The 11,350-nt window shown below is 56.1% G+C and carries 12 protein-coding genes; 4 read left to right on the top strand and 8 right to left on the bottom strand.

Annotation, left to right across the window (positions count from 1 at the left end; translation table 11 throughout):
* A partial coding sequence (locus MVK46_RS04655) for a P-loop NTPase (RefSeq protein WP_297535481.1) occupies positions 1-246 on the top strand: 246 nt, incomplete at its 5' end.
* Here MVK46_RS04655 and hisC read toward each other — a convergent pair.
* Genes hisC through MVK46_RS04640 form a run of 3 tightly spaced genes read right to left on the bottom strand, consistent with a single transcriptional unit; the run spans position 243 to position 2,586 of the window.
* Positions 243-1,256, bottom strand: a complete 1,014-nt coding sequence (hisC, locus tag MVK46_RS04650; RefSeq protein WP_297535483.1) for a histidinol-phosphate transaminase — start codon at positions 1,254-1,256, stop codon at positions 243-245. The genes MVK46_RS04655 and hisC overlap by 4 nt on opposite strands.
* Positions 1,243-1,827 (bottom strand): regulator of amino acid metabolism, contains ACT domain protein, encoded by a 585-nt coding sequence (locus MVK46_RS04645; protein WP_297535480.1) that lies wholly within the window; start codon positions 1,825-1,827, stop codon positions 1,243-1,245. The genes hisC and MVK46_RS04645 overlap by 14 nt, the downstream gene beginning before the upstream one ends.
* 9 nt (positions 1,828-1,836) lie before the next feature.
* Positions 1,837-2,586, bottom strand: coding sequence for an ATPase domain-containing protein (locus tag MVK46_RS04640; protein ID WP_297535479.1), 750 nt, complete (start codon positions 2,584-2,586; stop codon positions 1,837-1,839).
* Positions 2,587-2,731: 145 nt separating this feature from the next.
* Here MVK46_RS04640 and MVK46_RS04635 point away from each other — a divergent pair, with 145 nt between their 5' ends.
* On the top strand, positions 2,732-3,295 hold the full coding sequence (locus MVK46_RS04635; RefSeq protein WP_297535478.1) for a FeoA domain-containing protein: 564 nt from the start codon (positions 2,732-2,734) through the stop codon (positions 3,293-3,295).
* Complete coding sequence (feoB, locus tag MVK46_RS04630; RefSeq protein ID WP_297535477.1) at positions 3,267-5,147, top strand: ferrous iron transport protein B; 1,881 nt, start codon at positions 3,267-3,269, stop codon at positions 5,145-5,147. The genes MVK46_RS04635 and feoB overlap by 29 nt, the downstream gene beginning before the upstream one ends.
* Here the strand turns inward: feoB and MVK46_RS04625 are convergent.
* From MVK46_RS04625 to modA, 4 genes are read right to left on the bottom strand one after another with little or no spacing between them, the layout of a single operon-like run.
* Complete coding sequence (locus MVK46_RS04625) at positions 5,144-5,938, bottom strand: hypothetical protein (protein ID WP_297535476.1); 795 nt, start codon at positions 5,936-5,938, stop codon at positions 5,144-5,146. The genes feoB and MVK46_RS04625 overlap by 4 nt on opposite strands.
* Positions 5,935-6,984, bottom strand: a complete 1,050-nt coding sequence (locus MVK46_RS04620; RefSeq protein ID WP_297535475.1) for an ATP-binding cassette domain-containing protein — start codon at positions 6,982-6,984, stop codon at positions 5,935-5,937. The genes MVK46_RS04625 and MVK46_RS04620 overlap by 4 nt, the downstream gene beginning before the upstream one ends.
* The gene (locus tag MVK46_RS04615; RefSeq protein ID WP_297535474.1) at positions 6,971-7,765 is read right to left on the bottom strand and encodes an ABC transporter permease; all 795 of its coding nucleotides are present in this window, start codon (positions 7,763-7,765) and stop codon (positions 6,971-6,973) included. Before MVK46_RS04615 ends, MVK46_RS04620 begins: the two co-directional genes overlap by 14 nt.
* The gene (modA, locus tag MVK46_RS04610) at positions 7,753-8,568 is read right to left on the bottom strand and encodes a molybdate ABC transporter substrate-binding protein (RefSeq protein ID WP_297535473.1); all 816 of its coding nucleotides are present in this window, start codon (positions 8,566-8,568) and stop codon (positions 7,753-7,755) included. The genes MVK46_RS04615 and modA overlap by 13 nt, the downstream gene beginning before the upstream one ends.
* A 135-nt stretch (positions 8,569-8,703) precedes the next feature.
* On the opposite strand from modA, the gene MVK46_RS04605 reads away from it, so the two are divergent.
* Complete coding sequence (locus MVK46_RS04605; RefSeq protein ID WP_297535482.1) at positions 8,704-9,840, top strand: iron-containing alcohol dehydrogenase; 1,137 nt, start codon at positions 8,704-8,706, stop codon at positions 9,838-9,840.
* Between the two features lie 16 nt (positions 9,841-9,856).
* Here the strand turns inward: MVK46_RS04605 and MVK46_RS04600 are convergent.
* On the bottom strand, positions 9,857-11,350 hold a 1,494-nt coding region (locus MVK46_RS04600; RefSeq protein WP_297535472.1), incomplete at its 5' end, for an MFS transporter.

Raw genomic sequence — 11,350 nt, 5'->3', positions numbered from 1 at the left:
CTTATCTGTCCGTATTGTGGGAATGAGATTGACCTCTTCGGCAAGGGTGGGGGTAGAAAGCTGGCCGAGAAGGAGGGCGTTGATTTTCTCGGGGAGATTCCAATAGACCTTAAAGCGAGGGAAGCCAGCGACGCCGGAATCCCCATCGTCCTCTACGGAGACACCCCGGCGGCGAAGGCGATTGAGGAAATAGCAGGGAGGCTCGTCAGCAAACTGGAAGAGATGAAGAGGGAAGAAAAGGACTAGCCCGTCCTCTCCAGAAACTCCTCCAAGGCTTCTAGAAGGGCGTCGTTTTCCTCTTTTCTGCCGACCGTTATCCGCACGTGGCCTTTAAGCCTTCCGGAGAGCTTTTTGACGGCGATTCCACGCTCTAGAAGGAACTCATAGGCGTCGAGCTTAACCAGAAGGAAGTTCGCCTCGCTTGGATAAGCATGGGGTCTGAGCGAGCCGTAAAGCCTCTCGCGCTCCATCACTATGTAGCGGATTATCTTCCTAACGTAATCGAGATGGTCGAGCATGTAGTCAACCGCCCTCAGCGAGAGAGAGTTCACGCTGAAGGGGGGCCTCAGTTTCCTCAGCTGCCTCATGGTGTCCTCACTCGCCACGGCGTATCCTACCCTGAGACCGGCGAGTCCGAAGGCCTTCGAGAAGGTTCTGAGAACCACGAGGTTGTCGTAGTCATTAACGAGGTCAGCGTTGCTTCCCCGCGAGAACTCAACGTAGGCCTCGTCAAGCACCACGGGGGCACCGGTTTCAAGCACCTCAATGATTCTTTCCCTGGGCTGGACGTTCCCGGTGGGGTTGTTGGGGGAGCATATGAAAACCGCCCTCGCACCATCGGCGTGGGCCTCGATGTCGCCAAGCTCGAAGTTTTCATCCAGGGGAACGCTCACGACCTTCAGGCCCTCGACGGCCGCAAAAAACGGGTACATACCGAAGGTGGGCGGGCTCACCACGACGTGGTCTCCCTCGAAGAGCTTAAGGGTAAGACCTATCAGCTCATCGCTTCCGTTTGCAAGCAGAATGTTTTCAGGACTTAACCCGAGGTTTCCGGCGATTTTCGCTTCGATGTCTGCGGGAAAAGCAGGGGGGTAGCGGTTCAAGGGAATTTTAAAGAGTTCTGAGAAGAGCTCCCTCTTGAGGCCGTGCGGCAGGTCAAAGGGATTCTCGTTCCTGTCGAGGCGGATTTTTGCATTTGGCTCGCCGGAGAGCTCCCAGTCGGGTAGCGTTGCAACCTCACTCCTAACCCTCCACATTACCACCACCCTCCAGCCTTCTGGGACAATACCTGACCTCACAGAACGTGCAGACCAGCTTGGTCTTGTCTCTTTCGGGAGTTCTGACTAGAATTCTCCTCACTCCGGGAGCTCCCCCGATTTTCCTCAGCGTTTCACCCCTAAGGGGTCTCTCCACGACGATTGACAGGTAAACGTCCTCCCCCGGAAGGTTCCGGAGGTTTACCGAAACGACGTCGTTCCCCTCAGCGGCGACCCCCTTCAGAACGCTCTCCAGCACGGCCGCAGGGGAGCCGTTCACCTCAATCTCCAGGGTTTCCCATCCCATCGCCGGCGCAACCTCCTCCACACTCAGCCCGGGTTTCAGCCTCTCGAAGAGCAACCGAAGTGCCCCCGAGGACTCTATCGTCTCAACCGTGAAGTACACAACCTTCCTGTTGACTCCCAGAGCCCTAGCAACGGCGCTTGGAGAAACCTCAACGTTCCCGATGTAGAGCGAGCCGTTGCGGACGCTTATTCCATTCTTAAGCAGGAATTCGGCCACCCTTTTCCTGGCTGGATAGTTCTTAAAATACTCATCAATGAGAATCACGGTCCCACCTCACAGCCTCTTTATGGCGGGAATTAGATTTTTCTTCCCCCTCTCGGCCTCTTTTCTAATCTCCTCAAGGATTTCCCTTGAGAGAGGAACCTCAATCTCTTTCCTTTTAAATGGGGCTCCCTTAATCCGTTCAATCCTGAGGAAGAGTCTCATCGGCTTCTCCATCCTGCTGAACATGAGGTTGTCAGCAACCTCCTCCAGCTCCCTTACCATGTCCCCGAACACGTCCGTGTTCACCGTGAGAAAGTACGTCTTTGTTTTATCAACACCCAGGGCCCCTTTAATCTTTTCGTGGATGGCCCTTCCATAGGTCGGCGAGAAGAAGAGAAGGTTGAGCGCTGAACCAACTACCATAGTGCCGAGCGTCTGCCGGGAGTTGCTGAGATAAACGCTTCCAAGCGCTATGGACTCGTCCCAGACATCGGGCTTCACAAAGTTGGCCCTGACGTGGTTGTCGGATACGAGCTCAATCCCGTTCATCGCGGGGTCCAGCTCAACGAAGAAGACCCTTCTCCTGTATCTCTCAAGGTCGGTTCCCAAGAGCCGCATTGTGTTCCGGAGGTAGTCAACGGTTGTGCTCGTGAGGAGAAAGATGACGGTCCCGCCATTTTTGAGCCAGCCGGAGGCGAATATGTAGCCGATTAGGGGCTTCCCAGAGCCACCCGGCCCGCTTACCAGCGTTGAGGTGTTCGCAGGAAATCCCTCCGGAAGCACCTCCTCAAGCCACGGAACGCCAAGCTTCACGAGCACGGCATCACCCCCCATTAGGTTTCCCTAATTCCATGTGTGGGGTGAATTACACGAACTTTAAACCTTACGGACCAAGGATGGGTAATCATCAACGGGTTGCCAAAGGTTTAAAATTTCATTAGGGCAACCTAACAGAGGTGGAAGCATGGGATGGCTGGAAATACTAATGGAGGACATTCTAAGGCTCGCCAAGGAGAAGGGGTCCCCTCCAACGGTGGAGGACGTGATGAAGGACAGCGGGGTCACCAGGGAGGAGGTTATGGAAGCCGTCAAGGAGCTCGAAAGGAAGGGCCTTGCAAGGATGGAGGGGAAAGGAATAGTGCTCACGGAGAACGGAGAGAAGGCGGCAGAAGTCATCTACACATACCACAAAACGGTTGAGAGGCTGTTGGGTCACAGAACGGCGCATTCGCTGGAGCACATGGGGGACAGGATAGGCTACCTCAGGGGCGCCGAGCAGGCTAGACCCCTCAGCGGGTTCAGGGAGGGGGAGGAAGGCGTGGTTGCCTTCATGGACGTTGAGAACCCCAAGGTCATCGCGAGGCTCATGGGGGTTGGTCTCATTCCCGGTGCCAGGTTCAGGGTTTTAAGGAAGGGTGACGTTTACGTCGTTGAGGTCGGGGGAAGACTCGCTGTAGTTGATGGCCGGGTGGCTGAGAAGATTAAGGGGGTCCCAGCTAATGAGGGTTCTTCTGGTAGGCCAGCCTAACGTCGGCAAGTCGAGCCTGCTGAACGCCCTCACAGGGGCTAAAGTCATAATCTCTAACTATCCTGGAACCACCGTTGACATAAGCGAGGGGGAGACAATCGTAGGCGGCGAGAGGGTCACGTTTGTTGATACCCCCGGCGTGTACAGCCTGACGCCGTCAAGCGAGGAGGAGAAGGTAACCGACAGGATGATTCTTGAAGGAAACTACGACGCCGTTCTCCAAGTTCTCGACTCGACGGCCCTCGAGAGAGGGCTCATAATCACCCTTCAGCTCGCTGAGCTCGGTGTCCCGATGATTGTGGCCCTCAACTTCTGGGAAGAAGCCGAGAGGAGGGGGATTCTGATAAACAGGGGGCTCCTTGAAGACATACTCGGCGTTCCGGTCGTTCGGATTAACCCCGTTAGGGGAGAACTCGATGAGCTTCTCGAAAGACTTCCTGAGGCGAGGAGGTCCAGCTACTCCTTCACCTACGATGACCACATAGAGGAGGCCATATCGGAGGTTATGGGCAGGCTCAGATACGAGGGCAAACTTTCAAAAAGGGGCATTGCCGTCAAGCTCCTCGAAGGAGACCCGGTCGCAGGGGAGCTCTTTGGATTTCCGGAACTGGAAGAGATTAAGGGGAGGTTCAAAAGGGAGCATCCAAACATTGAGAGGGACATCATAGTCACGAGGGCCGGCTACGCATCGCTTCTGGCGGGGAGGGTAGAGAGGATAACCGGAAAGCCCTTCCGTTTGAGTCGCTTCGATGAGATTCTGATAAACAGCACACTTGGGGGACTCATCTTTACACTCCTCCTGTTTGGGGGAATGTTCGCGTCCCTTCTGTATCTGGGGGGATGGTTCCAGAACGTTCTAGGGGGATTGTTCGACAAGCTCCTAGGAGCGCTCCAGCCGTGGCTCTCGTCCAGGAGCTACTTCGTGAAGCTGGTCGTTGAAAACGCGCTGGTCGGACTCGCGGCGGGGATAAGCGTTGCCGTTCCATACGTGGGAATCTTCTATCTGATTCTAGCTCTCCTCGAGGACAGCGGTGTTCTGGCAAGGTTCGTGATAGTTCTCGACAGGCTCATGGGAAAACTTGGCCTCCCTGGAAAGGCCGTGATACCCCTGATGCTCGGCTTTGGATGCACCGTTCCAGCAATCAGAGCAACTAGGGTTCTGTCAGGCTTCCGGGACAGGCTGAAGGTAGCCGTTCTCTACATGACCGTTCCGTGCTCCTCCCGCGCCGGGATAATCTTCGGCGTCGTGGGTCACTACGCGGGTTCAATCTACGCCCTTGGAATCTATGCGGCGTCGTTCTTCCTCTTCGTCCTGACCGCAAAGCTTCTCAACGTGGTCATACCTCCTGAGGAGCACTACCTCATCGAGGAGCTTCCCCCCTACAGGAGGCCGCTGCTCAAGAACATGCTCGTAAAGGCGTGGGTCAGGATGGCTGACTTCGTTTACATCGTCATCCCCCTTCTCATCGGTGGGGGCATGCTCTACGGTGCAATCTCCTACTACAACTTGGTAAGTCCCCTCGTCAAGCCCTTCAGCTTTCTGACGGTTGGCTGGCTTCACCTGCCCCCCGAGACGATAATTCCCCTGATTTACGGCTTCCTCCAGAAGGACCTCGTCCCGGCAATGCTTGCAAACGCCCTCGGAACAACCGACTTCTCTGCGGTAATGAGCCCCCTTCAGCTCTTCACGTTCGGGCTCGCATCAACTTTCCAGATACCCTGCATAATAGCGTTCTCGATGCTCGCCAGGGAATTTGGAATAAAGAGGGCGCTCGTGATTGAGGCCGCAACGTTTGCCTACGGAATGCTCTGGGCCGGGATTATTGCGAGGCTCGTCTCCCTTTTCGTTTAGAGCCTCTCAATTCTCGTTGTCAGGTCAAGGGGAACCGCGTAGTAGGGCGAGCTGGTTACAATGATATCGGCAAGCTTCGCATAGTCCGCGATGTTCCCCGCGTTTATGTTTCCCGCCACGGCTATCTCGAGCGATGGGTTAATGGACCTCAACCTGGGAACGAGCTCTCCGAGCTCTTCGAGGGAAAAGTGGTCCAGCAGAAGCACATCAACCTTCCGCGCATACTCCAGAGCCTCTTCTGCTGTTCTGGGCTCAAGCTCAACCTTACGAAGCGACATCAGCTTCCCCGGTCGGGCCACCTGGAGGTGGTTCTGGGTTATCAGCACGGAATCGCTGAGGGAATTCCTGTGAACGTCTCCCCCACCGACCCTGACGGCCTTCAGCTCGAAGTAGCGCATCCCAGGGTGGGTTTTTCTCGTTGTGGCGATGATGACGTCCGGATTCACCTTCCTCGCGAGCTCAACGAGCTTTCCAGTCTCGGTCGCTATCGCGCAGGTTATGGAAAGGAAGGTCTGACTAACGCGCCAAACCTTGAAGAGCGTCCTCAGGTCACCTTCCGCCCACAGGAGGGCTGAACCAGTATCAAATCGCTCCCCGCTTGGCACAAAACCGGTTTTCAGACCAAGAGTGCTGAGGAAGTCGGAGAGCTCCTCAGTGCAGGCCGCAATTCCCGGTTCCCTTGAAACTATGCTCATTCTGCCCAGACCCCTGACCCCAAGCAGCTCAACGGTTTCGTCGAAGTACGGGCAGTCCTCCCAGAGATATAGCTCAAACAGCCTTATCGAGTTCATTTTACCACCCTCAGGGCTTTCGCTTTAAAGATGGCGTAAAACCTCTCACCGGGCCTTATCTTGAGCAGTTCAACGGCGTTCGGCGTGACAACCGCACGAAACGAGAGACCGTCCGAGACAAGCGAGAGCCAGACGAGCTGGCCGCGCCTCTCCATCTCCGCTACCTCGACGGGGACAACGTTCTGGGCAGAGCATTCCTTGGGCTCTCTGGCGAGTATTATCTCCTCGGGCCTGAGCGAGAGCGTTGCTTCCCCTTCCGCCTCGTCCGCGGTGTAGAGGATTACGTCCCCGACCCTCACGGCAGTCAGGCCGTCGCTCCTTTCTTCAACCCGTCCCCTGAGCAGGTTCGTGCCAACGAAGCTCGCTATGAACTCGTCTCCGGGTCGCGAAAAGACCTCCTCTGGCGTTCCGAACTGAACTATCCTCCCGTCGCGCATCACGGCAACGTGCTTTGCCAGGGCGAAGACGTCCTCGAAGTCGTGGGTAACGTGGATTACCGTCGTGCCGTGCTTGCCGATGACAAGTCTAACGAGGGAGCGTAGCTCCTCCCGGGTTTTCGTGTCAAGGGCGGAGAAAGGCTCGTCCATGAGGAGGACCTTGGGTCCGACGATTAGGGCCCTCGCTAAAGCTACTCTCTGCTGCTCCCCGCCGCTCAGCGTTCCGGGCTTTCTGTGGAGGAGGTGGTCGATGTGCAACTCCTCGGCAATCTCCAGGACTTCCCTCTCAATTTCTCCCCTGGAGAGCCTTCTCTTTTTTAAACCGAAGGCTATGTTGTCGAAGACGCTCATGTGCGGGAAGAGCATGTAGTCCTGGTAGACTATGCTCATTTCCCTTCTCTCAGGAGGTTCCCTCGTTATGTCCCTGCCCTCAAGGGCTATTCTGCCAGAGGAGAGGGGGTAAAATCCGGCTATTGCCTCAAGGAGGACGGATTTTCCGGCCCCGGTCGGTCCAATCACGGTGAGATAGTCCCTTCCCTTAACGGAAAACGAAACCCCCCGCAGGTGAAAGTCTCCAACGCTCAGGGTAAGGTTCTCAACTTCCAGCAACTTTGCGACCCCCCTCCAGCCACTCAAAGAGCAGTATCGCCGCGAATGATACCAAGACGAGGACTATTCCGCTGGTTATGGCCATTCCAAGGTTTCCGTATGATAGGTTGAGGTAGAGGGTTATCGGCAGTGTCTCGGTTCTCATGTAAGTCCCGCCGGCGAGTATCAGCACGGCACCGAAGGCGCCCATTGAGCGGGCAAAGGCTATTATTGTTGAGGCAAATAGTCCTCCCCTTGCCATCGGAAGAACCACCCGAATGAACGTCTCCAACTCCGAGTAGCCGAGACTCCTGGCTACGAGCTCGTAGCGTCTGCTTATCCCCTCGAAGGTTGTGTATATGACGCGAACCGCGAAGGGAAGCGCCGTAAAGAACTGGGCAACGACTATCCCGAGCTTAGTAAAGGCAACTTGAACGCCGATGTCGGCCGCAGCCCTACCAACGGGAGTACTGCCAAAAAGCAACAGCAGTGCAAGGCCCAGCACGAGCTCAGGAAACGCCATAGGAAGGTCTATGATGGACTTCACTGCGCTCTTTCCTCTGAACTCAAAGCGGGAGAGTGAATATCCTATCGGAACCCCAAAGAGGACAACCAGGAGCGTCGCTGTGACCGACGTCAGTAGAGACAGCCTAAGGGAAAACAGGAGCTCCGCTGAGCGCAGGGAGCGCACAACTTCGCTGGGGCTGGGAACGAAGAAAAGTGTCGCCACGGCCAAAAACAGGAAAGCAGTAAAGAACAGCGTGAGGCCTATCGAGACCTTTCTGAAGCTCAGCCGCTCCAAGGCTTAAACCCCCACTCCTCCCAGATTGAAGTATGGTTCGCTATGAACTCGTTAAGAGCCTCAGCAACCGTCAGATGACCGTCCTTTCTAGCACAGACCGTCACAGCAGTCGGAATTGTTTTTATTGAGTTCTCATCGGGAGGTATAGGAATGACCTGAACCTTTCCCCTGGCCTGGGCCCACGTTACGGTGTCCTCCCACGCTATGGCCGCATCAGCCTGTCCGGTGGCGATGTAAACGAGCAACTGGTTGACGGTCGGAGCGTACGCGATTACGTTCCTGCTAACATTGCCCCATATCCCCGCGTTCTTGAGTATCTTCTCCGCAACCCTTCCAATGGCGCAGGCCTTGGGGTCACCGAGCACAACCTTGACGCCCGGTTTCGCGAGGTCGCGGAGGGACTCCACGTGAGCTGGATTGCCCTTAGGGACTATGATGACCGGTATGTGCTTTGTCACGTTGATGATGGTGCCGTTTAGTATGTAGCCCCTCTGGGCGGCCTCCTCAAGGTAATAGTATGAGCCCGGCACGAAAACGTCACAGCCGCAGGAGGTCTCAAGAATCCCGAAAATCTCCCCGCTACCCCCATACCTCACCTCGACTTTTGCTCCAGTTTCGTTCTCGAAGAGGCTTATAATCTCGTTCATCGGCTTCATAAGACCCGCTCCGGAGCAGACAACGACAGTCTGCCCCGAAAACCGCTTTGTTGCTTCCTGCTGGTGACCTCCGGAGGCGATGCAACCGGCCGCAACAGCGGCACCTAGAACAACGAAGACCAAGGCGAGGGCAGTAATTCCCTTCATGGAATCACCCGATGAGTGGTTCGGGATTCGAATTTAAACATTTGCGTAAACAAAAAAGTTTTCTGTAAATAAAAATGTTTTCCAGCTCTGCGAGACCGTTAAAAAGACCCCCGCGAACTTAGTCCGGTGGTGGCGATGTTCTGGCTCAAGACAAGAATCATCGAGGGCAAAGGTTCTCTTGAGAAGCTCAGGAAGGAGGCGAGCGGGCACGAGAGGGTTCTTATTCTGGCCAGCAACTCGATGAAAAAGCACGGCTTCCTGAGCGAGGCGGAGGATTACGTTAGGGAAGCGGGAGCGGAGGTCCTGTCCATAGCCGGCCTTCCAGCGGAGCCGAGCGTGGAAACGATAGAGGAGTTTCTGCCGAAGGTGAGGGAGTTTAAGCCGGACCTGCTGATAGCGCTCGGCGGTGGAAGCGTGATAGACACGACGAAAGCGCTGAAGGTCTTCTACGATGCCCCCGAGCTGAACTTCGAGGAGATAGCCTTCATGGACCGCTTTTCAAAGCCCAAACCTGTTCCAAAGCTGAAGACTAAGCTCATAGCGATTCCCTCGACGAGCGGTGCCGGGAGCGAAGTCTCCGGAGCGAGCGTTCTGAAGAAGGGCGGAATCAAGTACAACATCGTTACGCCGGAGATAGCGCCTGAAGTGGCTATACTCGACCCTCGCTTACCGATGACGATGCCGAGGGAAGTGGCGCGAAACTCCGGGTTGGATGTGCTCGTCCACGGGATAGAGGCTTACACAACCAAGGTCGCCAACGACTTCAGCGACGCGATGGCTATCAAGGCGATAAAGACCGTCTTCAGCTACCTTGAGAGGAGCCTCGAAGGCGACGAGGAAGCGCGCGAAAAGATGCACTACGCCTCTACAATGGCCGGAATCGCCTTCCTCAACGCGCGCCTCGGTCTCTGCCACGCTATGAGCCACAAGGCTGCTTGGCTCGGTCCGCACGGACTTCTCAATGCCATATTCCTGCCCTACGTCATGGAGTTCAACGCCGGGAGAAGCGACTACGCGAGGAGGCGCTACGACGAGATAGCGAGGGAGCTCGGACTGAAGGACTGGAGGGCGCTGGTTGATGCCGTCAGAGAGCTGAACGAGCGGACGGGCGTTCCGAAGCTGAGCGAGCTCGTCGATGAAGAAACCTTCATGGCGAGGCTCGACGAGATGGCCGAGAAGGCCTACCGCGACGGACTGGTGTTCTTCAACCCGGTTGAACCAAAGCCGGAAGAGATAAGGGAGCTGTATTTGAAGGCCTTCAGGGGAGAGTAAAGGGAAAAGCAGGAGTTCAGCCAACTTTTACCTTCTTTTCTCCCCCGTTCTCGACCTCCCGAATCTTCCCGCCCTTCATGACCTCGACGATGGCCAGGCTGAGTATCGCCAGGAAGAGGTAGATTCCGGCGGAGGTTCCGAAGAGCACCTCGTAGGCCTTCGTCGTCGGTATCTTTATCCTAACCCACGAAGGGGCACCGGGCGGATGGAAGAGGATGTAGTAGGTGCTCATCACGGTTCCGGCTATAGCCGGTCCCCACGTCGAGCCGAAGTTCCTGAACAGGCTGTTGGCACCGGTCGCGACGCCCATGACCCTCGGCGGAACGCTGAAGACGAGGATGTTGATGAAGGAGATGTTCATGAGCGTTATTCCCGCCCCAACGTAGGTTATCATCCCCACGAAGGCCCAGAGGTGGTTCGGGGGAAACTGGGGAGCGTACTTTGCCAAAACGGCGAGGCCAGAGCTGGCCACAAGTGAGCCGACTATCGCGAGTGGCTTGGCGCCGATTTTGGGCATCAGCCTGCCTGCCAGGGGGGCGATGATTAGCATGACGCCCGCCATCGGAGTCATAAGCAGACCGCTGTCGAGTATGCTCTTGCCGAAGCCGTAGGGTGGCTTCATCTGGAAGATGTAGGTGTTCGCCTGGCTCATCATCGAGATTCCAAAGGCCGCAAACATGATTCCGAGGTTCACTATGGCTGGATTTCTTGCCGTCACGACGTCAAGTGGGACTATCGGGTTTTCAACCCTTTTCTCCCACAGAACTAGCAGGACCGCGCCAACTATCGAGACCGCAAAGAGGATAAGCGTCTCTTTGGCAGTCCAGCCGACGTTTGGGGCACGCGTTACCGCTACAAGGGCCGGAACGACGGCCCAGATTAGGAACAAAGCTCCGGGCCAGTCGAGCTTTCCGGGGTTGATGTAGCGACTCTCGCGGAGTATCTTCCACGCGAGGATGAACATCAGGACCGCGAAGGGAGCCGCCGAGTGGTACGTCCAGCGCCAGCCCCAGTGCTGGGTAACGTAAGCTCCGAGGGGGAGGGCTATGACCATACCGACGCCGAACATCGCGCTTATCATTCCCTGAACCTGGGGCACCATCTCGGGCGGAAACTCCTCGCGGACGAGGCTGAACGCTAACGGGAATATCGCCATTCCAAGCCCCTGAATTGCCCTGCTGAAGAGCAACCAGCGGAAGCTCGGTGCGAAGCCGTTGAGGATAACGCCCAAAGTGTAAAAACCGAGGGCGACCAGAAAAATCTTCTTCTTTCCGTACATGTCGCCGAGCTTTCCGAAGATGGCGGCGCTCACGGTTCCGACCAGGAGGTATATCGTCAGAACCCAGCTGACGTCGTTCGGGTTTATCGCGAACTCCTTTTGAATCGTCGGGAGCGCGGGGGTCAGCATCGCTTCGGTGTACATAACGAGCAGAGGAAGGATGACAACGACGAGCATGGCCCTCTTTGCGTATTTAAGGTCGTAGGTTTCTCCGTTCTTCGTGACGTTCAT

This window comes from Thermococcus sp., from assembly GCF_027066465.1.
Lineage (GTDB): Archaea > Methanobacteriota_B > Thermococci > Thermococcales > Thermococcaceae > Thermococcus.
This window is presented reverse-complemented; position numbering and strand designations above follow the sequence as displayed.

Bases quoted from the DNA above. Each gene is read 5' to 3' on its own strand.
- hisC (WP_297535483.1), bottom strand. From the start codon at position 1,256: ATGTGGAGGGTTAGGAGTGAGGTTGCAACGCTACCCGACTGGGAGCTC.
- MVK46_RS04635 (WP_297535478.1), top strand. From the start codon at position 2,732: ATGGGATGGCTGGAAATACTAATGGAGGACATTCTAAGGCTCGCCAAG.
- feoB (WP_297535477.1), top strand. From the start codon at position 3,267: ATGAGGGTTCTTCTGGTAGGCCAGCCTAACGTCGGCAAGTCGAGCCTG.
- MVK46_RS04625 (WP_297535476.1), bottom strand. From the start codon at position 5,938: ATGAACTCGATAAGGCTGTTTGAGCTATATCTCTGGGAGGACTGCCCG.
- modA (WP_297535473.1), bottom strand. From the start codon at position 8,568: ATGAAGGGAATTACTGCCCTCGCCTTGGTCTTCGTTGTTCTAGGTGCC.
- MVK46_RS04605 (WP_297535482.1), top strand. From the start codon at position 8,704: ATGTTCTGGCTCAAGACAAGAATCATCGAGGGCAAAGGTTCTCTTGAG.